General features: G+C 38.9%; 19 protein-coding genes. 3 read left to right on the top strand and 16 right to left on the bottom strand.

Going from position 1 to position 22,007, the window contains the following annotated elements; translation table 11 throughout:
- Positions 1-47 precede the first annotated feature (47 nt).
- The 6 genes from CU635_RS09730 to CU635_RS09705 all read right to left on the bottom strand — a co-directional run bounded on the left by CU635_RS09730 (position 48) and on the right by CU635_RS09705 (position 5,762).
- Positions 48-770, bottom strand: a complete 723-nt coding sequence (locus CU635_RS09730; protein WP_101577175.1) for a ComFC family protein — start codon at positions 768-770, stop codon at positions 48-50.
- Positions 767-2,260: an ATP-dependent helicase ComFA gene (locus CU635_RS09725; protein ID WP_373270894.1), complete on the bottom strand. Its 1,494-nt coding sequence runs from the start codon at positions 2,258-2,260 to the stop codon at positions 767-769. The genes CU635_RS09730 and CU635_RS09725 overlap by 4 nt, the downstream gene beginning before the upstream one ends.
- A 55-nt stretch (positions 2,261-2,315) precedes the next feature.
- Positions 2,316-2,585 carry a hypothetical protein gene (locus CU635_RS09720; protein WP_101577174.1) on the bottom strand — a complete coding sequence of 90 codons (270 nt, stop codon included), beginning with the start codon at positions 2,583-2,585 and terminating at the stop codon, positions 2,316-2,318.
- A 159-nt stretch (positions 2,586-2,744) separates the two neighbouring features.
- A complete protein-coding gene (locus CU635_RS09715) occupies positions 2,745-3,584 on the bottom strand; it encodes a DegV family protein (protein ID WP_101577173.1) in 840 nt (279 codons plus the stop codon).
- A gap of 306 nt (positions 3,585-3,890) precedes the next feature.
- Positions 3,891-4,577 carry a response regulator gene (locus CU635_RS09710; protein ID WP_101577172.1) on the bottom strand — a complete coding sequence of 229 codons (687 nt, stop codon included), beginning with the start codon at positions 4,575-4,577 and terminating at the stop codon, positions 3,891-3,893.
- A 39-nt stretch (positions 4,578-4,616) separates the two neighbouring features.
- A complete protein-coding gene (locus CU635_RS09705) occupies positions 4,617-5,762 on the bottom strand; it encodes a sensor histidine kinase (RefSeq protein ID WP_101577171.1) in 1,146 nt (381 codons plus the stop codon).
- Positions 5,763-6,149: 387 nt separating this feature from the next.
- Here CU635_RS09705 and CU635_RS09700 point away from each other — a divergent pair, with 387 nt between their 5' ends.
- Positions 6,150-6,782, top strand: a complete 633-nt coding sequence (locus CU635_RS09700; protein ID WP_101577170.1) for a YigZ family protein — start codon at positions 6,150-6,152, stop codon at positions 6,780-6,782.
- A gap of 134 nt (positions 6,783-6,916) precedes the next feature.
- On the opposite strand, the gene CU635_RS09695 is transcribed toward CU635_RS09700, so the two are convergent.
- The 9 genes from CU635_RS09695 to CU635_RS09655 all read right to left on the bottom strand — a co-directional run bounded on the left by CU635_RS09695 (position 6,917) and on the right by CU635_RS09655 (position 15,798).
- Complete coding sequence (locus tag CU635_RS09695) at positions 6,917-8,020, bottom strand: glycosyltransferase family 4 protein (protein ID WP_101577169.1); 1,104 nt, start codon at positions 8,018-8,020, stop codon at positions 6,917-6,919.
- Positions 8,021-8,543: 523 nt separating this feature from the next.
- Complete coding sequence (gene rfbD, locus CU635_RS09690) at positions 8,544-9,389, bottom strand: dTDP-4-dehydrorhamnose reductase (protein WP_101577168.1); 846 nt, start codon at positions 9,387-9,389, stop codon at positions 8,544-8,546.
- Positions 9,389-10,411: a dTDP-glucose 4,6-dehydratase gene (gene rfbB, locus CU635_RS09685; protein ID WP_101577167.1), complete on the bottom strand. Its 1,023-nt coding sequence runs from the start codon at positions 10,409-10,411 to the stop codon at positions 9,389-9,391. The genes rfbD and rfbB overlap by 1 nt, the downstream gene beginning before the upstream one ends.
- Positions 10,412-10,423: 12 nt before the next feature.
- Positions 10,424-10,984: a dTDP-4-dehydrorhamnose 3,5-epimerase gene (gene rfbC, locus CU635_RS09680; RefSeq protein ID WP_101577166.1), complete on the bottom strand. Its 561-nt coding sequence runs from the start codon at positions 10,982-10,984 to the stop codon at positions 10,424-10,426.
- A gap of 20 nt (positions 10,985-11,004) precedes the next feature.
- Positions 11,005-11,877, bottom strand: coding sequence for a glucose-1-phosphate thymidylyltransferase RfbA (gene rfbA, locus CU635_RS09675; protein WP_101577165.1), 873 nt, complete (start codon positions 11,875-11,877; stop codon positions 11,005-11,007).
- A gap of 124 nt (positions 11,878-12,001) precedes the next feature.
- On the bottom strand, positions 12,002-12,715 hold the full coding sequence (locus tag CU635_RS09670; protein WP_101577164.1) for a glycosyltransferase family 2 protein: 714 nt from the start codon (positions 12,713-12,715) through the stop codon (positions 12,002-12,004).
- Positions 12,712-13,566: a glycosyltransferase gene (locus CU635_RS09665; protein ID WP_101577163.1), complete on the bottom strand. Its 855-nt coding sequence runs from the start codon at positions 13,564-13,566 to the stop codon at positions 12,712-12,714. The genes CU635_RS09670 and CU635_RS09665 overlap by 4 nt, the downstream gene beginning before the upstream one ends.
- A gap of 16 nt (positions 13,567-13,582) precedes the next feature.
- The gene (locus CU635_RS09660) at positions 13,583-14,956 is read right to left on the bottom strand and encodes an O-antigen ligase family protein (RefSeq protein ID WP_101577162.1); all 1,374 of its coding nucleotides are present in this window, start codon (positions 14,954-14,956) and stop codon (positions 13,583-13,585) included.
- A gap of 56 nt (positions 14,957-15,012) precedes the next feature.
- Positions 15,013-15,798, bottom strand: a complete 786-nt coding sequence (locus tag CU635_RS09655; protein WP_101577161.1) for a glycosyltransferase family 2 protein — start codon at positions 15,796-15,798, stop codon at positions 15,013-15,015.
- A gap of 280 nt (positions 15,799-16,078) precedes the next feature.
- Here CU635_RS09655 and CU635_RS09650 point away from each other — a divergent pair, with 280 nt between their 5' ends.
- Entirely contained in the window at positions 16,079-17,062 is a 984-nt protein-coding gene (locus CU635_RS09650; protein ID WP_101577160.1) for an LCP family glycopolymer transferase, read from the top strand.
- Between the two features lie 300 nt (positions 17,063-17,362).
- Positions 17,363-18,625, top strand: coding sequence for a flippase (locus CU635_RS09645; protein ID WP_101577159.1), 1,263 nt, complete (start codon positions 17,363-17,365; stop codon positions 18,623-18,625).
- A gap of 294 nt (positions 18,626-18,919) precedes the next feature.
- Here CU635_RS09645 and CU635_RS09640 read toward each other — a convergent pair.
- Positions 18,920-22,007, bottom strand: a 3,088-nt coding sequence (locus tag CU635_RS09640) for a PA14 domain-containing protein (protein ID WP_180960021.1), incomplete at its 5' end; no start/stop codon positions are given.

Raw genomic sequence — 22,007 nt, 5'->3', positions numbered from 1 at the left:
TATATCGTGTAGATAAGAGGAAAGATATGAAAATTAACGGAACAATTTTAACCGCGCGCCAGTGTTAAGGATAAAACTGATGCCGCTCCGGCCGCTTTAAGCTGTTTAGCAGCATGGCGAAGGGTTGAACCGGTTGTATAAATATCATCAATAAGGATAATTTGTTTACTGGCGACTTGATCGGGTTCTAATACTTGAAATACTTGGGGGAGATGGATTCTTTCAGATCGGGATTTTTTCGATTGTTTTTCAGTATGGATGCGGCTGAGACAATTTGATGGGCTAAGGCCAGCTTCGTTGATAAGCGCCTCCGCCTGATTAAAGCCCCGGTCATAGAGCCTTTCTTCACTTAAAGGGATTGGGACGAGAAGGTGGGTGTGAAATGAATTCAGTCTTGTTTCGATATAGCCTGCGAAAGCTTTCGAAAGTATGTAATCTCCCCTGAATTTAAAGCGGGCGATCATATCTTTTATAAAATCGTTATACACGAATATCGATATGTTCCGGTCAAGCTGGTGCTTCCACTCCGGATCCTCTTCCCACCGAAAACAATCAAAGCAAAGGTCATCTTTTCGAAAGTCTGGACTCAACCCTTCAAAGGGCCTGCTGCAAATTCTGCAGCCCGCTCCGCTGATTTGTTTAAGCTTTGATGTGCATGCTTCACATAAAGTCGTTTCGACACTTTGCGAGAACAAATCGCACCAGCTGATTTTCGGCTGAATTTCTTCCAGGCAAAATAAGCATTGATCATTTTGGAAAAAGCGTGTCACCTTATCAACCCTTTCTCAACAGCTTCTTTGTTCATTTTGATAATTTGCTTTCTGGCTTTGACCATTTCTTCTGTTTTTCCGTAATGGAAAAAAGTGATGTTCCCATCCGGGAATTCTGCACTGCGGCCAACCCGGCCAGCAATTTGCACAAGTGCGCTTTCTGTAAAAATCCTTTCTTCAGCTCCAAGAACTGCTACATCAACATTCGGAAATGTGACGCCTCGTTCAAGAATCGTGGTCGTGAGCAATATCGGAACTCGTCCATCCCTCATTGCCTGAACCTTTTCTTTTCGCTGCGGATCTTCAGCATGAACAGCCTGTATATTTGCGTTAAGCTTGCGGAGAATGGGAAGGATTTTTTCCATGGAGTCAATGCTGGGGAAAAACAACAGTGCTTGCTTTTTCGAGTCGAGACGATTCTTGAGCCAGAACAGGACGTTTTCCGGAAGCCGGCCTTTGTTCATAAGCTTTTTCCAGTTGCCGCACCAGGAAAATTCAGGTACAGGCAGAGGATGGCGGTGGTATCGGGCCGGAATCGTCACAAATGCTCTTTTTCCAGCAAGGCACTGGGCTTGCCATGTTTCATTGGGAGTCGCGGTAAGATAAATCATCGAGGAAGCTGGTTTTCCGGACTGCGTCACAACATGCTGCAAAGTTTCATCAACGGAATATGGAAAAGCGTCAACCTCGTCCAAAATCATCGTATCAAATGCGTTGTAGAAACGCAGGAGTTGGTGAGTAGTTGAAATCGTTAATTGGGATTGGAGGTGCCGATCCTCACTCCCTCCAAAAAGGGAAGCAATTTCGATACTGGGAAAAACCTTTTTAAATCGGGGCGTTAGTTCTAGAACAACATCGGTTCTTGGGGTTGCAACACAGACTCGCTTACCTTGTATTAGGGCTTCGTTAATCCCCGCAAACAAGACCTCGGTCTTGCCGGCACCGCATACCGCCCAAACGAGCAATTCTTCGTTTCTGTTTACCGCTTCAACAACTTTGGTGGATGCTGCCGATTGGCCTTCTGACAATGCTCCGGTCCATGATAAGGCGGATTGATCACTCTCAAAGTTTGGGTCAGGCCCTGTCCAGCTAATTAAAGGCGTACAGGCAGTAATCCTTCCCATCATAATGCACTTGCGGCAATACAGGCATTCTTCCCCACATCGAGCGCACGGAAACGTCGCAAATAATCGGGTGTCGCTGTTTCCGCACCTCATGCACTTGGCGCTGTTTTTTGTCATAGTAATTCCTTTTTGATAGATGAGATAGCCTGCTTCATAGTGATCCTGGATTAAATGTAGCGGAAAGGGGAGTTCGTCCAGCAGGAGCTGCTTGCCTGCCAGCATCGCTTGTATGTCTGCATTAAAACTGAAAGAGGTGTTTATAGGTTGGCGGGGTAAATCTTCATGGTGGGAAATCGGGGATGTTGTCATAGAAGAATTGAGAAGCGGTTGTGGAACAAATTTTGAATCCAACAAAGCAAATCGCAATCGATCAGCTCCTTTAATTTTTGCAGATTATAAAGGTGGCTATTTCATTGTCACTTCATAAATCGATTTTCTTGCTAAGCAGTTCAATGACCTCACGCTCCCGGTCGACTACAGCCGCTAAATGCTTAAACTGGCTTCGTGCTTCGGTTCGAGAATTCTCAATTTCTCTCATCATACTTCCGTAATAAAAAGCAATTTCTTCTCGCATTTTCACTTGCTCTGCTTTGACCTCTCCGACTTCGGTTTTGATTGAGCCTATTTCTTTGTCTACTCCATCAAAGCGGTTGTTCATTTGCACTATAAGTTGTTTAATTAACTCTTCCATTAGATTTCACCTCCTTTTTTTCATCATTATAGCACATGGATAATTTAGTAACTTAATAAATTCCGGCAAGAATATGAACAAAAATTAACTAGGGACGGATCCTTCTTCTTACGAAAAAAGCGTTGTTTTGTCTAAGACAAAACAACGCTAACGTTTATATTATTTTTTGACCCAGCCTAGACCCATAGCACCTTCGCCAAGATGGGTGCCGATAACCGGACCGAAATAGCTGAGCATAAACTCGACGTTTGGATAAGCGGCTTCAAGCTCTGCCTTCCACTCCACCGCCTCTTCTTCTCGATTTGCATGGATAATAACGGCGCGGAACGGCTCTCCGCTCTTGACATCCTCCCCAAGCAGCTCGATGATCCGTTTCATCGCTTTTTTACGTGTGCGGATTTTTTCAAATGGGACAATCTTTTTATCAACAAAGTGAAGGAGCGGTTTTACCTGCAGCAAGCTGCCAATTAACGCCTGGGCACTTGACAGACGGCCGCCGCGCTGCAAATGGGACAAATCATCAACCATGAAGTAAGCGCGGGTTGACTGCTTCATTTCTTGCAAACGAGCGATGATGTCCGTGGCGGATATCCCCTGTTGCGCCATTTCAGCTGCCTCGATCGCGTAGAAGCCCTGGACCATGCAGCTGATTTCCGAATCAAACGGATATGCTTTAATGCCATCCACCATACTGCCAGCTGAAACTGCACCCTGGAAAGTTCCGCTTACCCCGCTCGAAAGATGGATGCTGATTACCGCATCAAACTCATTTGCCAGTTTTTCATATAATGCCGTAAATTCACCAATCGACGGCTGGGAAGTAGTAGGCAGCTCTTTATGCTTCACTTCCTCATAAAAATCTGATGCACTAATCTCAACTTCTTCCTGGTAGGTTTCATCGCCAAAAATAACGCTCAGGGGGATCATATGAATGTTCAATTTCTCTCGCAGGTCCTTCGGGATGTACGCCGTACTATCCGTTACAACTGCTGTTTTCATATAAAAATACCATCCTTATATTTATTCTACTTTGTTCTATTTTCCATTTTATATGAAACTCTTTTGAAATGCATTATACAAAATTAAACTGAAGCTACTAGAGTCAATTTCACAATGTGACAAGCTAAACCGAAAAACGAATGATGTTGTCTAGATATACAGGAATATGCCTTAGGAAACCAATAATACTATCTTAACATTAAGTAAGTGTTCGTTTTTCACTTAACGAATTGCTTTATGCAATTCATTCACTAAACTAAAAAAGGAGACTAACTCCAATTGTTGAGAGTCAGCCTCCTTTCAACTTTATTTTACTTCCACCCAGCCGTTCTTAATTGCGACCACGACTGCTTGAGTACGGTCATTTACATTCATTTTTTGAAGAATATTGCTTACATGGTTTTTAACGGTCTTTTCACTGATAAATAAAGATTCGCCAATTCCACGATTACTTTTTCCATCAGCCAGAAGCTGAAGAACTTCACATTCACGACGTGTTAGCAAATGCAGCGGGCGACGTATGTCTGCATGTTGTATGTATTGGTCCCCATTGCCCGATTGTTCTGCCACTAACCTGCGATACTCTTTTACGAGGTTGTGCGTTACCCTTGGGTGAAGGTAAGAGCCCCCATCCGCTACTACTTTTACTGCCTCTACTAATGCGTCTGCATCCATTTCTTTTAATAGGTAGCCGCTCGCACCAGATTTCAAAGCATGCGTCACATAATTTTCGTCATCGTGAATCGACAAAATAATTACCCTTGTATCGGGGTATTTATCAATTAACTGCCGGGTTGCCTCAACTCCGTTAATACGCGGCATGTTAATATCCATAATGACAACATCAGGCTGATTCTGTTCAACGAGCTCAATCGCTTCGCTGCCATCATCGCCCTCTGCAAGAACTTCGAATGAATTTTCAAAGTCCAATATACGTTTAACCCCTTCTCTAAATAACTGGTGGTCATCAATAATGACAATCTTGGTAGTCATCTTCTCGCCTCCCTATACTTCCGGAAAATAAATTCTCTATTATGATAGTGTTAATGGTACTTGCACAATAACAATGGTACCGGCGCCCGGTTTGGAATGGATTGAGATTGAACCATCAAGGAGTTCGACTCTTTCCTTCATTCCTAATATACCAAATGACTCCGGCTTTTTTATAGTTTTATCAAAGCCTTTCCCATCGTCTTTGATCACAACTGAAATATTCGACCTTCTAATCTCCATTTTTACAGAAATTTCTGTTGCATCGGCATGTTTAAGAGCATTCTGCACAGATTCCTGCACCAAACGAAACAAAGCAACTTCATATTTCGTTGGCAGTCTCTTATTCTCGCCCACATTTGAAAACGTAATTTTTTTGTTTTTATGATATTCTTCGATCGTCTGCAAGTATTTACTGAGGGTCGGCACCAGCCCCAGGTCATCAAGAGCCATCGGGCGCAAATCGTAAATAATTCTCCTAACCTCATATAATGCCGAGCGGACCATCTGTTTTAAACTTCTAATCTCCTTAATTGCTTCCTCTGCGCTTCTCTCTTTATAAACACGCTCAATTAAATCCGAACGCATCATGACATTGGCAAGCATTTGAGCAGGTCCATCATGAATCTCTCTTGATAAACGTTTACGTTCTTCTTCCTGCGCTTCAATGATCCTCAAGCCAAAATCCTGCTTTAATTTCGCGTCTTCCAGCATTTCACCCATTTGTTTTAAGTCAGACAATAAATAATTCATGACAACTGTAATTTGCGAAACTAAATGCTCGGCTCTTTCAATTGTCGCAGTCAGGCCAAGCAGCCTTCGTTCAATATCATCCCGCCTGTCCCGCAGCTGTTTTTCATGCTGGCGGTTCATTGTCAGCTCCATTTGCAGCTGATGAGCTTTTTCATATGCCTCCCGGACCTCTCTCTCTGTATAGTCCTTAAAATGCATACTGACTTCTGAAAGGCGCTTCCTGGCAAACCGGGCTTGAACGTCGAGCTTATCACCTGCTGCAATAATTAGTCCGACCTGCTGTTTCACATCTTTTAATTCATCGGCAAGAGATTCATATTCTTGACGGCACTGCTCTCCGATTCGAAAAATCTCATTCTTGCTGCTGCCCACAGTTTCTACCATTTTCTCCAGGATGTAATCGAGAGTTTTCGTATCCATTTTTTTTATCGCCATAAATATTCCTCCAGGAGCGTTTAAAACCCTTCCGGGGCATGTCATTATTTTATCGTTAAACAAATAGATATACTATCTTTTAGCAAGTAAAACAACAGCAATACGCAGAAAATTCGGTCAAAAGGCATAGATTTGATTTATGATTCTATGTCTTATATCCTATTTTAAAAGACGATAAACATACAGAGAAAACACATTCCATTTTTACTAACATTCGCCAAATTATTTCAGGATATTTAATTATACCATTTCCCTACTAACGGTATATTAAAGTTTCATTACAATCCGTTAATAATCTGATGAAAAACGCTGTCGAATATAATAGAACGAAGAAAACTTTGTTATCATAGTAAAAAATGAAATTTAAGAAAAAAGGGGCTGCCAAAGATGCTGCACCGATACTATACCGTTAAAGGCTATGGAGAACACGAAATTACTATTCAAAAATCAAGATTTATTGCTTCTGTGTCCAGAGCAAAAACAGAAGCGGAAGCCCAGGAATTCATTCAAAAAATTAAAAAACAGCATTGGAATGCACCCCACAACTGTTCAGCTTACCTGATCGGCGAAAACGACCAAATCCAAAAAGCAAATGATGACGGCGAACCGAGTGGAACTGCCGGCGTTCCGATCCTCGAAGTTTTGAAAAAAAAGCACCTTAAGGACACCGTTGTCGTGATTACCCGCTATTTTGGCGGAATAAAGCTCGGTGCAGGCGGACTGATCCGCGCTTACGGAAAATCGACCTCAGAAGGAATCGAAGCAACCGGAATAGTCGAAAGGACGCTGATGCGTGTTATGCACACAACAATCGATTATACGTTGCTCGGCAAGGTTGAGAATGAGTTGCGATCGTCGGTTTATAGTATTAAGGAGATTCATTATTTAGAAAGTGTTGAAATAGAAACTTATGTGGAAGAAACACAAAAAGAGACTTTTACAGAGTGGATGATTGAATTAACAAATGCTAAGAACCAAATAACTGAAGGACAATTAATGTATCTGGAAAGTGAAGTCTGATCTTCTTCCTGCTTATTTTGATTCCAACCGTTAATTATTCACTCTCTATTCTACCTTTACGTCATTTAAAAGAGAAAAATACGTATTACAGCAATAAAGGGTTGGCTCAAATTTAGAGTCAACCCTTTAATCATTTATAATTTGTTTCTTAAATTTACTGGTTTAAGACCCTTAATAAATTTGAGAAGAGGTTTGTAATCTTCTCTGATCAAGCCAATTTTTTCAACAATAACTTCTACTGTTATAATGATTGCCAGCAAGATAATGAGTGAACCCCACAGTGTAGCTTGCGAAAAAATAAAAGCAGCTAGACCGAAAACAGCACTCATTGCGTATATTAACAACACAGATTGTTGATGAGAGTAACCAATTTTGATTAAGCAGTGATGTAAGTGGGACTTATCAGGTGCGGATAATGGCTGTTTATTTACGAATCTTCGGATTATCGCAAATAATGTATCAGATATTGGAACACCCAGAATAATCACTGGTATAACAAGAGAGATAAAAGTAACGTTCTTAAAGCCTAAAAGCGATAACACAGCAATTATGAATCCTAAAAATAATGCTCCAGTATCACCCATAAAGATTTTAGCCGGATGAAAGTTAAATAGCAGGAAACCAAGTGTACTTACAGCAACAATAAATGCCATGACGCCAACATAAGGGTTGCCCATAACCATAGCCATAGCTCCAATCGTAAACAAAGCGATGGAAGAAACACCGGCTGCTAAGCCATCGAGTCCATCAATTAAGTTGATGGCATTGGTGATCCCTATGATCCAGAGCATTGTCATAGGAATGCTAAGGTATCCAAAATCCAATTCTCCACCAAATGGCAAGTTCACGAACTCTACTCTTAAACCACCCATACCTACTACGATAAAAGAGGCAATAATTTGTCCAAGTAATTTTACTTTAGGTGAGATCTCTTTAATATCATCAAAAACACCTGTTAAGATGATGATTAAACTCCCTATCACTATGGATAAATGCAAATTATTAACGTCAATGTCAATACCAAGTGGCAGTGGGAAATTTGCATTTGGCTTGATAATCGTGATACCGATTAAAAAGCTAATAAAAATCGCTAATCCACCAAGCCTTGGCATTATTTTTTGATGAACTTTTCTTTGGTTTGGCCGATCTGTGGCACCTATTTTAAATGCTAATTTTTTTATAATCGGTGTAAGGAGCATTGCGGCTAAGAAACATATCAACAAAGTCAAATATAACATAAAGCCCCTCCGTGCTTATATCTTTTCCTCTATTTAAAGAAAAAATAAGTATCAGTTATATATACAAAAATGAATAAAGGACGTAATTGGAGTTTAAACTAATTCCCTAAAGAATTATAGCACAGGTTTCTTCTTCAGAGGAACATTTTTTTAGGAATTCACAAATTGGTAATGATATTTATTATGGCGCTACTGAATATCTCTAAAAAAGAAGGGTAATTATCAAACACCTATTATATATGGTCCTAAATTTCCCATCACCAAAAAATAGCCTTTCAACACACAAATTAACAGATCGAACTCCTGTCTGTTTCGCTAAATAAGACGATTAATTTTTTTAAAAGGTTTCATCCTTAAATATTTAATTTTTTGTCTTAATATCACTACAGTTTGAAGAAACGATACATATTTTTGTTGAAAATCAAACGAAAAACACACGCAAAAAGTGAAAATATTCCGCAAATTTCCAAATCAAAAAAAGGGGTACCAGTCAGCCTATGGTTACCCCTGTTATTATTGTATCTTATAGTTTAAGTTCTTGCAGGTACTCAGATAATGCCTTCTTCCAATCCGGTAACATCTTTAACCCTTGTTCTTCAATCTTCTTTTTGCTTAAAATTGAATATTTTGGGCGGGAAGCTGGACGAGGAAATTGGTCGGTTGTTAATGGATTTACTTTAACATCCATACCAGCTTGCTTAAAAATCTCAACTGCAAAATCATACCACGAACACTCACCGCTATTTGTGGCATGATAAACACCATACTTTGTTGTTTCTATCAACTCTACCAAAAATTTTGCTAGATCTGGTGTATAAGTTGGAGATCCTACCTGATCATGCACGACCCCCACTTCGCCGCGTTCCTCACCGAGGCGAAGCATAGTTTTTACAAAGTTATGCCCATTGATACCGAAGACCCATGCTGTACGAACGATAAAATACTCGTCTAAAATTTCTGTTAAGAGCTGTTCACCGGCTAATTTTGTCTCTCCATATACACCCAACGGCTTTGTTGGATGATCGGTCTCATATGGTTTGTCAGCTGTACCGTCAAATACATAGTCCGTGCTGACAAGAAGCATTTTTGCTCCCGCTTTTTTCGCTGCCTGTGCAAGAAACTGCGTGCCTAGAGCATTTACATTATAGGCCGTCTCTTTATCTTCCTCAGCGCGATCCACATTCGTATATGCGGCACAATGAATGATTGCATCAGGTTTCACTTCATCTATAAAGGCATTGACATCGGCTTCACTCGTAATATCTAATTGGCTCCTGTCAGTACCGTACACTTGATGGTTTTTCTTTTCTAACTCCTTAACGACATCATAGCCCAGCTGACCCTGTACCCCAGTTACGACTACAATCATTACTCAACCTCTAATCTCTCACCGTATTGTGATTTAAAGTAATCCTGGTACTCACCAGAAATAATGTGCTTCCACCATTCCTGATTATTTAAATACCATTCAATCGTTTGTGCAATACCTGTATCAAAATTATATTTCGGTTCCCAGCCAAGCTCAGTACGAAGCTTTGTTGCATCAATCGCATAGCGGCGGTCATGTCCAGGACGGTCAGTTACATATTTAATCAGTGAATCCGGTTTGCCTAAATGGTTTAAGATTGTTTTCACGATCTCTATGTTTGTCCGCTCATTGTTTCCACCAACATTGTACACTTCACCGTTACGTCCTTCGTGAAGAACAAGGTCAATTGCCTGACAGTGATCTTCTACATGGAGCCAATCACGAACGTTTAATCCATCCCCGTATACCGGAAGATCTTTATCATTCAATGCATTAATAATAATCAATGGAATCAGTTTTTCCGGGAAGTGGTACGGTCCATAGTTATTCGAACAGCGCGTAATATTTACAGGCAAACCAAATGTTTCATGATAAGCGCGGACAAGCAAATCAGCACCCGCTTTACTTGCACTGTACGGACTGTTTGGCGCTAATGGAGTTTCTTCTGTAAAATATCCTTCTTTTCCTAATGTCCCGTACACTTCGTCTGTAGAAACTTGCAAGTATTTCTTTACACCAATATTTTTCGCAGCATGCAAGAGGTTTTGCGTACCTTCAATGTTTGTCTTAACGAAAATCTCTGGATTTGTGATACTTCTGTCCACATGGGATTCCGCTGCAAAGTTTAATATATAGTCGAATTTTTCTTTCTCGAACAATCCATTAATAAATTCGCGATCAGCTAAATCGCCTTTGACGAATTTATAATTTGGTTTGTCTTCCACATCTTTTAAATTCTCCAAATTTCCCGCATACGTTAATAAATCTAGGTTAACAATTTGATACTCGGGATATTTATTTATCATGTAGCGGACAAAGTTGCTTCCAATAAAACCTGCTCCGCCTGTTACTAACAATTTCATCGTGGTGTCCTCCTATTTCTCAAATACAAAGTTAAGATTTGCAGCTTCAGATAAAACCGGGTGCTTTGTATCTTTATCAGACAGAATTGGGTTATTTGTTGGCCAATCTATTCCTAAAGCAGGATCGTTCCATAAGATGCCTCCGTCGTGTTCAGGTGAATAATACTCATCCACCTTATAAGCAACTGTCGTATCCGGCACAAGCGTGCAAAAACCATGGGCAAACCCTTTAGGTACTAAAAGTTGGCGTTTGTTATGTTCGCTTAAAATCACGCCTACCCATTGCCCGTATGTAGGTGACCCTTTTCGAATATCAACCGCGACATCATAAATAGCCCCAGACATACACCGAACAACTTTCGTTTGCGCTCTCGGATTTAGTTGAAAATGTAGCCCTCTTAATGTTCCAACTGGAGCAGATAGTGACTGATTATCTTGAACAAAATCATATTTTAACCCTAATTGTTCAAACAGGTTTTTATTATAGCTTTCCATAAAGTAGCCGCGATGGTCACCAAACACCTTCGGTTCTAAGATCTTTACACCTTGCAGTTTCGTTTCGATAACATTCATTTATATACCCCGCTTCAGCATTAAATTCCTTGTGCCGCCACTTTGGCTAAATACTGGCCGTATTGGTTTTTCATAAGTGGTTCTGCAAGCTCCAATAGTTTATCTTTTGTGATGTAACCCATTTTATAAGCAATTTCTTCGAGACAAGCAATTTTTAAGGCTTGGCGTTTCTCTACCGTTTCAATAAACTGTGATGCCTCTAATAATGATGCATGGGTTCCAGTATCCAACCAGGCGTAACCACGTCCAAGCAGTTCAACGTTAAGCTCGCCTAAATCCAAGTAAGCTTTGTTTACATCTGTAATTTCCAGCTCACCGCGATCGGAGGGCTTGATGTTTTTGGCTATTTCTACAACTCGATTATCGTAAAAGTATAAGCCTGTAACCGCATAGTTTGACTTAGGTACTTTAGGTTTCTCTTCAATTGAAACAGCTTTTCCGTTTTGATCAAATTCAACCACTCCAAAGCGTTCCGGGTCATTGACATAATAACCGAATACCGAACCACCTGTTTCACGAGCAGCAGCCTTTTTTAGTAAATCTGTTAAACCGTGTCCGTAAAAAATGTTGTCCCCTAATACTAATGCAACACGATCATTTCCAATAAATTCTTCCCCAAGAATAAACGCCTGCGCTAACCCACCTGGATGCGGCTGAACTTTATAGGAAAAATTCATTCCTAAGTCAGAACCATCACCTAAAATTTGTTCAAAGCGCGGAGTATCTTCCGGAGTTGAAATAATTAAAATATCTTTAATACCTGATAGCATTAAAACAGACAATGGATAATATATCATAGGTTTGTCGTATACTGGTAACAATTGCTTTGACACTACTTTTGTCAAAGGATAAAGTCTGGTTCCACTTCCACCTGCAAGAATAATTCCTTTCATTTAGCCAACCTCCTCAAAAAATAAAAACCTATTAAAGCAATTCTGTGATACATCCTTCCCCATTATAATGAAGAAAGTTTATAAAAGACAAACACTCTCAGCCTTTGTTACAAAAAAATAATAATCACAACTGTCGCTCATAGCGAACAATCGCGGTTACAGTACCAATTCTGCCTTTTAGTTTTGCCGAAAATGGGCGTTTTTTCATCCCTGTAACATTACTGCCATGACGGACGTATTTCAATAGGGGCTCCCCGATGTAGACTATCTTTCGCTTTTCCTTTAAACAAACAAGAGCAATCCACTGATCGTGCATTTCAATTGTCGACGGAACAGGCAAAATAGCCGGTACTAATTCCTTTTTAAACGCCATAAGGGCACCAGTGAAGCCATTCTTTAAAACATTCCCGATAATCCCTTGATTTACGTTGTTTCCGTTATATCTGTTCCAGGAAGGATTAATGATTTCCAAATTCCCATCTACGACATAGGCATCATGAACGACAAGCCATGCATCCTGTTCAGAAAATGCTTTTACAACTTTCTCTACTTTGTCATCTTCCCAAATATCATCCTGGTCACAAAGAAAAAGAATATCACCCTTTGCCAGCGAGATCGCCTTTTCAAAGCTTTTAATCACACCAAGATTATGTTCATTTACATGAACCTCTATCCTGTCACCATACTTTTGTTTGATTAACTCAACCGTATTGTCTGTAGACCCATCATCAACAACAATGAGTTGGTCAGTTACATTAAGTTGCTTTACAACTGAATCCAATTGTCGAATCACAAACAGGGCCCCATTATACGTCGCTATACAAACGGATAACTTCATTTCATCCACATCCTTTCTACATCAAAAAGACGGCAGAATGTATAAAAGGCTATATTTTTATTTTTCACAAAGAGGATTTGTTTTAATAATCGTTTCAGCAATTGTTTTTTATATGATTTATACAAGTCGCTTTTATAATTTTTATAAAAGTTAAACTCAGAATTTAGGATACTTAAATATCGTTTTCCGGATACGTTGCTGTAATCCATAACAGATAAATCATGTTCTAAAGAGACATCTAACACCCGTACCTTATGACCTTTTGCATATATCTCATAAAACAGCCAATGGTCCAGATAATCCAGCGGGAAGTCGTTATTAAATCCACCTATCTCATTTAAGAAACTCACACGCAGAAGAGATCCTGAATTAATAGCCATTATTGGCTGGTTCTGGATGCCCTCGGACGGTTTGTCTGATAAAAGTGGTCTCAAAGTATTGCTGTAGACAGGAGATATCATCTTATTATCATACTTGATCTTTGGAACTACCGCCGCAACCACACTTTCCGTTTCCTGCAAATTCATTATATGATCAACGTATTCATTTGTAATTTCAGTATCATGATCTAATAGCAGAAGCCATTCATTTCCTCTTTCTTTTGCAACGGACCACGCATAATTATAAGCAGCAGCAATCCCAGCATTTCGCGGGTCATGAATGTAGCTGATACTTATTCCTTTATAGTCATTAGCATAAAATTGTTGTTTTTGCTGACTATTATCGTATAAAAGAAATTCTACGTCTATCAAACGCTCTACCTTATCAAACATGTTTAATTTTAATGTTTGGAAGGTTTTACATTCTTCTATTTTTTGATTGTAGACAACCACTACAATTGTCATTTTCATAAGATTTCCCCATATCTTAATTAGTTTTTAAGACATTTTCTTTCTTATTTTGCGAAATGATTAACATAATTAAGAAAAAGCTGATCCCTATGGGATTATTAATGAAAGGGTTTATATTGGTCAGCAATAACATTCCCATAAATGCAGCAATTAGAGATATGTCCACCGTGCTAAGTTTTTTTCCCGATTTGTAAGCACGATAATAATTGAAGAAAACAAGTAAGCACAACAATACCCAAATTCCTAGTCCAATGAGTCCTTGCTCCACTAAAATATCTAACATACTCATTTCAATTCCGTGTTCTCTTCCCGCTATTTCCTTCCCATAGCCAGTGCCGAAAATAATATTTGCCGGATTGTCAAAAAGAATCTTCTTGGAATCAATAATAAATTCCATTCGAGTATTAACACTAACATCATTTATCTGTGTTTCAGGCTGCTCTTTGTTACTATTAGCATGTTCACCATTAGTGTATTCATTGGAATCCGTAGGTTCAGTCTTCGTGACTTCTTCCTCAAATCTCCCTATCGTCATATGTTCATATAATAATGGAATAGATATCACAATCAGAATTAAAATCGTACATTTTTTTAGGAATTGCTTTGAGCGCGTTACTATTCTGATTTTGTTTAAAAATCCCTTTATTGGGTCAATAATTACTTTAGTATCTAGAAGAATGATCATGAACACACTTACCATAAAGGCTATTAAAAACCCCCTAGTTTCGGACCATATAATCGAAATGGAGCATAACACTACATTGATAACGTCGATTTTTGTATAGCTTTTTGCTAAAATTGCATTCAGAGAAATGATCAAACCAATTAATACGAATAAGTGGCTCTTGTAAAAAACACTGTTACTCGGTCTAAAGAATAAATCATCATTCATTATCCAGTTCATGAAGTTATAAAATGGGGCAAAATTATTGCTAAAAATTGTTTTGCCTAATAGTGAAACCACTATGGTAAATATAGCGACGGTCAACGCGCTATATTTTAATATAGTCATGATCTTGTTTTTAGAAAATCTCTCATCTGATATATAATAAGCTAAGGGAAAGTATAAAACGAAGAAAGATACTCTCAATATGTCAGCAGCAACTATCGAAATTGGATGTCCATTCATATAACCAATCAAAGCACTAACAAAAAACCAGCTTAGTAATGCATAAATGCTAATTGTTATAGGCGTGAGCCAGAAAAAAGTATTTACATATTTATTAAAATACGCTTTTTCGTTAATAATTCGAAAAGCAAATGTTACTATTAAGAGCAAAAACAGTACTTGACGAATTGAAAGGACTCCAAAGTCAATCAACCTTCCGCCCCCGCCTATAAAAAGTTCTATGAAAAAAACGGTCAACAAAATTTTCTCAAACTTACTCATGAAGTCCTCTCCCTACAAATATCTTTTCTCTCTAAGCTATTCTTCCCGTGGTTTTTTTAGTAAAACTTCCAACCCCATTTATCGAAAAATTTATACATGGACTTCATGAAAATCCTAAATAATTTTGAACTTTTATGAGCCCCTCTTTCATAATAATGAGTAACAATTGATAAGGGAGTATATACGACCCTTTTTTTACGTTTTTCTAATTCCAGGCAAAGATCATAATCCTCAAAATACATAAAATACCTGTCATCGAAACCTTTGATTTCTTTATAAATCTCTGCGCGTATGCACATGAAACAACCTGACCCTATACGGATGTCCACGTTTCGATCATCAGGAAGGGTTCTACATTCATAAGAGGCCAGACGCTTAGAGAATATATTTTTAACAAATTTAAAAGGAATAAATCTTAAAGCATAATCCAACACAGAAACTCTATTTCTTATCAAATACTGGGTTGTCCCATCAGTATTTATCACTTTGGGAACTAGTAATGATATAGTTTTATCCTGTTCCATTTGGTCGAGCATTTTTGTTAAAGTTTCTTTTGTTAAAATAATATCCGGATTAAATATAACAAAGTACTTCTCGTCCGCGTTTAACAAATTGTAATTATGCCCGAATCCGAAGCCATTGTTCTCATGGTAGAAATTAATATCTGCAAAATCTTCATATTCCTTTAAATGTTTTATATAGTCTTCATTCGAATTATTATCAAAAATAACAAATCGAAAGCGTTCATCCTCAGCGAACTCTTTTTTTAAATTATCGAGAACATCAAAAATATGCTTACTGTTGTATGTCACAATGCTAATCGCACATATCGCATTACTCATGTTTAGCACACTCTTTCCTTATTAAAATCAAAAAACCTTCTATTTTTCTTTTCTTATTATTTTCTTTTCAATATAGAAAATGATAACAAATTAATACATTTGGTAAAGGAGTACTTATTACCAATATTAAGTTTTTTTCACTTACAAACAGATATTATAACATCATACTGTCGTAATTTGTAGACTTAGAAATAATTTGTTGTTGCATCTTGTCGTGCTCCGCCCTTATAATTTTGATTAAGACTTAAATTATGAAACTACCTAAGAAGGGATATTATAAATGGAAACAAGATCTGGACGAAGAAAACGGAGACCAAGAAGATGGGTACGAATCTTTCTATTGTTATTTACTTTATGTTTATTAGGCACTGGTGTATTTGCTTATAACTTTTATACAGACATGGTAAGTGCAGTTGATAAAATGCACAACCCGATATCACGAGAGGTTTCAGAAAAAAGAGAAGATAAAGTAGAATTCAAGGAAAAAGACCCTATCTCTATTCTTTTAGTTGGTGTTGACGAACGAGAAGGAGATGCAGGGCGAACTGATACAATGATAGTAATGACTATTAACCCTGAAACCAAGTCCACTAAGCTTTTAAGTATTCCGCGTGACACACGTGCAAAACTAATCAATCCAGATAACCCAAATAAACATAGAGTTGACAAAATGAATCACGCCTATGCATATGGCGGGATTGAAATGACAATTAGTTCAATTGAAAATTTTTTAAACGTGCCAATTGACTATTATACAGAGGTCAATATGCAAGGCTTTAAGGATATAGTCGATGCAGTTGGTGGTATAGAGGTAGACAATCAATATGAATTTGAATTAGATGGTGTTTATCTTCAAGAAGGAAAACAAACATTAGATGGGGAAGAAGCTCTCCAATACGCTCGGATGAGAAAAGAGGATCCCCTCGGAGATTTCGGCCGTCAAGAAAGACAAAAAGAAGTTATCTCCAAAGTGATTGCTGAAGGAAAATCGTTATCTTCGTTAACAAACTATGATCAAATACTTGAGGCACTGCAAGAAAATATCGTAACGAATTTAACGCTAAAAGATATAATAGGGATTCAATCAGATTACAAAATTGCTGCTGAAACCATTGAGAAATTAGAAATAGAAGGAAAAGGAATAACATTAAATAATGGTGTTTGGTACTTCCATGTTGACGATATTACAAGACAAGCACTCTCTGATCAATTACGAGAGCATTTAGAATTAGATAAAAAAACGGTTGCGCCTGGCATCAGCTGAATTTCAACAAGCTAATGTAATAATTAACTTTTAGTCTTATAAAGAAAGAATTTAATTATTCATTCTTTATAGGGCTTTTATTTTTTTAAGATACTACTTATAGTTAGTACTTTCATTTGCCACAATTGCCAGGATAAATATTAATTAATCAATATTAATCCCATAAAATTCTTCCTGGGATTCTAATACTATATTGTAGTATAGTATAATGGGGTTTTTGACGTATCAAGAGATTAAGATATAATAAAGAAACACTGTCTGACACAATGTTACCATCATAAAGGAGTAACCTAAAGTATTATGTCAACAAAAAAACGTCTTATAACGAACTTTTTATCTCTAGCCAGTGTACAAGGCCTAAATTTCATCTTACCCTTAATTACACTCCCATATTTACTATTGGTTCTTGGTCCGGCAAAGTTTGGATTAATAAGTTTTGCCCAGGCTTTAATTCAATATTTTATGATCTTTACTGATTATGGATTCAATCTGGTCGCCACAAAAGAAATAGCATTAAACCGGGAAAATAATAAGAAAGTTTCTGTTATTTTCTCCAGCGTTATGGTTGTAAAAATAGTATTACTGCTTCTATGTCTACTGGTTTTATTCATATTGGTACAATTTGTTCCCAAATTCCAATCGGACGGAATCATATACTATTATACGTTTGGAATGGTAATAGGAAATGTTCTTTTTCCAGTATGGTTCTTTCAAGGAATGGAACATATGAAAGTGATATCCATCTTAAACATATTGTCCAAAACAATTTTTACAATCAGTATATTTGTATTTGTAAAAGACAGCTCCCAGTTTTTATACGTTCCTATTTTTAACTCGCTGGGCTACATGATGATTGGGCTTATAGGATTTTACATGGTCCTATTCCGCTATAAAATCCGCTTCGCGTGGCCATCTAAAGCTGAAATTCTGTTTCAGCTAAAAGAAGGCAGGGATATATTTATTTCTACTATTATGACCAGTCTTTATACAACCAGTAACACATTTATATTAGGGTTCTTCGCCAGCAATACTGTTGTCGGGTATTTTTCAAGTGCTGAAAGAGTAATCAGGGCTCTAACAAGTGTGGTTGCTCCCCTCGTACAAACTGTGTATCCATTTCTCAGCAAAGCTTTACACGAGTCGCAACAGAGAGGGTTATGGATACTTAATCGGTTATTCTATCTAGTAACATTTAGCATGGGAACTCTATCGATTATTATTGGACTATTCGCCAATGATTTAGTAAATCTTTTTTTAGGTCCGGAATACGCTGCTTCTGTTCCGCTAATGCAAATATTATCACCTTTGCCACTAATTATCGGATGGGCCAATATATTCAGTACACTTACAATGGTAACTTTTGATTATAAAAAGCAGTTGTCTTTCGTTTACATTGCAGCTAGTACACTAAGCGTCTTGCTCATGTTTATTCTGATCCCCACTTTTAGAGAATATGGAACTGCCTGGATAGCGCTGATTACCGAAATTGTTGCTACGCTATTAATGGCTGTATTCCTATGGAGGAAAGGGATAAAAGTCTGGAAATGGCAAAAGCAAACATGAGAAGCCTAAATAGAGAACAAGACATATAAAGCTATGAAGGGGTTGGTCCTTCATAGCTTTTTTAGTCAATAACCGGGCTAATGGTTGTAACCAATTAATAGTTTGTAAATAAATATACGACTGCAGGATAGATTATAAGGTCATTAGCCTTATCTATTTAGCAGTACTCCGTTGGCTGCTCGAGCTTTTTGAGAGGAATATTTAATTCTTCATCATATCTGCATTATTAGGAGACTGTTGAATTGAAAGTGCCGAAAACACAAAAAAAGAAGTCCCCACGTGGGGACTTCCATATTATTTATAAACAGGTTCGTCAAAGATCAATGTGTAGTTAGACAGTAGGTCGTATAAGGATTTTATTCTGTATACCTGTTTTACGGCCCAGCCTATATCTGTAGCATATTGATGGGTTCCTGGAGCGCTTGGATTCCATCTCATTTTATAAAGCGTATCCTGTCCTACGTCGATATATTGTTCGGCAATAAATTTTGCCCCGCCTTTAATCGCTAATTCAGGAGTAGTCCATCCCATCTTATATGCATATTCAGAACCACATTCAAGTGGGCAGGAGTCTAGTGCTTTAATTCCATACATATTGTAGACAGTCTTCGGTTCCACATCTTTACCATCTACCTTTGTTACACGGACTCCTGTAGCAAGCTCAGATTTTCCGTCACCCGTTTCCAATAATGCATGACTAATTAAGTACACTTCATTTATGCCATAAGTTCTTCCTGCTTCAGCGAAAGCACTTGCTTTGCCTTGTAAAATTCCTTTTCCGTTCAGAATCTTACTATTTACTTCATTTACATCCAAGCCTGCACTTTCTGAAAGTTTTAGGAATTGGAAGTATTGAGTAGATTCCTTAGCAAAGTTTGCAGGATTCATATAGTATTCTACATCGTTTCTTAAAGGGATCATCCAAGCAGCAATTTGATACCAATTAAGGTCGCCAGTTACCGGAACAGTTCTTAAAATACTCGCAGGTGCCCAATGAACCATAGTACCTACTATATTATAGGAAGTTCCTGGGCCATTCCTGACATTCCACCCACTCCCGTTTACTCTCCAAGTTCCCTTATCGTCTTTTACTAAAGAATCTGAACGAAGGTACTTAGAATGTAGATCCGTTTGTGGTACTACACTCATTTGTTTATCTACAGCCTGACTGAAAGTGTAGTTGTAATGGGTTGTTAGATAAATTGGACCCGGCTGTTTATCAATAGATAATTCGATATGTCCTGCAGCTATGTCATCGTAATATTCGACGTCGATCCAGTGGACATTTTTCTCGGAAACAGCAACATTAGGGCGGTCGGTGATTTTCAATCTAATACTATCTTCCTTAACTCCGCCAGTCCAACGATCAAGAACGAGAACCCCGTCTACATAAACCCTGATACCATCATCTGCCCGAGTACGCAGAGAATAATACCCAGCATCTAATCGTTTTGCAGTTGTATAACGGACAGAAAAATTATCGGCTCCTACTTCTGGTACTGGACTGCTTGCCTGATGACTTTCTGATAATCTCTTAGAGTCACCAACAGGCTCCAGAACCTTGGCAGCAACAGGGAACCCATTTAAAGTTTTATTCGGGTAATAATATGCAAGCCACTTATCAAAAGGCACTATATGTGAAAATACTCCAGCTTCAAGAACATTATCATAGTAGCGAGTTTTAATAGTGTGAGAACCGCTTGAAGCACCAAGCCATAAAGCTCTGTCAGCTGTACCAGTATAATCGGTCCAGCGGTTAATGAACATTTGCCCATCTATCTCAACCTGCACTCCGTCGTCTGCAAATGTTTGTATAAAATGATCACCCGCTTGAACATTTTGTGATTGATCAAAAACAGCTTCAAAATGATCTGTCGGGAAGGTAGCAGGTCCGCTTAACCCCCAGTTATACTGGACATTCTTGCCAAACTGATAAAAGATCTTATTTGGGCTAAGCTTTTCTATATCAAGTTTTGCAAATGCGTTACCAGATATCTCTATATATTCTACAGTGAGAGTGTGTTCCCCTCCCGGTAGATATATACCTGCCCCTTGAGGTGCAAAGCTCCAGTTATCAATAATGACTTGGTTGTCAAGTTTAACCCGGATTCCATCATCGGCATTTGCCCTAAATGCGTAGGTGCCCGCTTCCATGTTGAGTTTTTTCGTAAACCTTGCGGAGAAATTGTCTCCGGCTACTAAAGAATGAGGTGACCCTGCATTCCCCCACTGGTAATCTATCTTCGCAATAGGACTGAGGGAGTTGCTTCCACCGATAATATATGGAGTGCCCTGGAAATTCTGGTTCGGGAATATTTCTCCCACCCACTGGTCCTTCACTGCTTCATGGAAAGGTTCGAGTCCAACCTCAACCTTGCCCTCAGCTGCCAAATCGTAATACTCGACGTCGATCCAGTGAATATCCTTTTCCCCTTCTGGAACACCAGGCCGGTCCGCAATGTTAATCTTGATAGAGTCCTCCCGGAAACCGCTGTTCGTCCAGCGATCTACATACAATTTCCCATCAACATAAACTCGAATACCATCATCCGCTTTAGCACGGAGTATGTATTCTCCTGCCGTTACCCGCTTGGCCGTCGTATATTTCGCAGAGAAATTGTCGCTTCCCACTCCTGGGGCAGGGCTTCCAGTACCAAAGTCTTGATACAGTGTCTTCAGGCTCCCCGTCGGAGAAATGATCTTTGATGCTGCCGGCATCCCGGAAAGCTCTTTGTTTGGATAGTAATAGGCCAGCCAGGAATCAAGCGGAACGATATCCGATAGAATAGCCGCTCCAAAAACATTCTCAAGATAATGAGTTTTAACGGTGTGCTGACCTTCCGTTACCCCAAGCCAGAGAGTGCGATCCGCTTTTCCGGTATAATGGCTCCAGCGATCGATCAGCATGTTCCCATCCACTTCCACCTTGACACCGTCGTCAGCAAGCGCCTGGATGAAATAGTCTCCTGCTGAAAAGCTGTTGCTTTGGTCAAAGATGGCCGAGAAAAAATCTGATGGAATGCCACTTCTCGGGCTGCCTGACCCCCAGTTATAAAAAACAGATTTCCCCGTCTTTTCACTGAATTGAGCAATAGGCTGGAAGTCAAAGTTTAAGTATGCCCGAGCCGCATCTTCAAGATACTCAACCCGAATGGTATGTTCTCCCGCAGCTACGTTGACCGATTGGCTTCGCTGATTAAAACCAACATTTGGCCAGGCATCGATAACCAGCTGGTTATCAAGATACACCCTTACACCATCATCTGCATTCGCTTTAAACACATAGGTGCCCGCATCCATGTTCACTTTTTTCGTGAACCGTGCAGAGAAGCGGTTTCCCGGTACGGAAGGGTGTGGTGACCCATAATCTCCCCACTGGTAA

The sequence above is a fragment of the Bacillus canaveralius genome, assembly GCF_002860125.1.
Classification (GTDB): domain Bacteria; phylum Bacillota; class Bacilli; order Bacillales; family Cytobacillaceae; genus Bacillus_BJ; species Bacillus_BJ canaveralius.
Note: the sequence above shows the minus strand (reverse complement) of the source record. Positions and strands in the feature narration are given on the sequence as shown.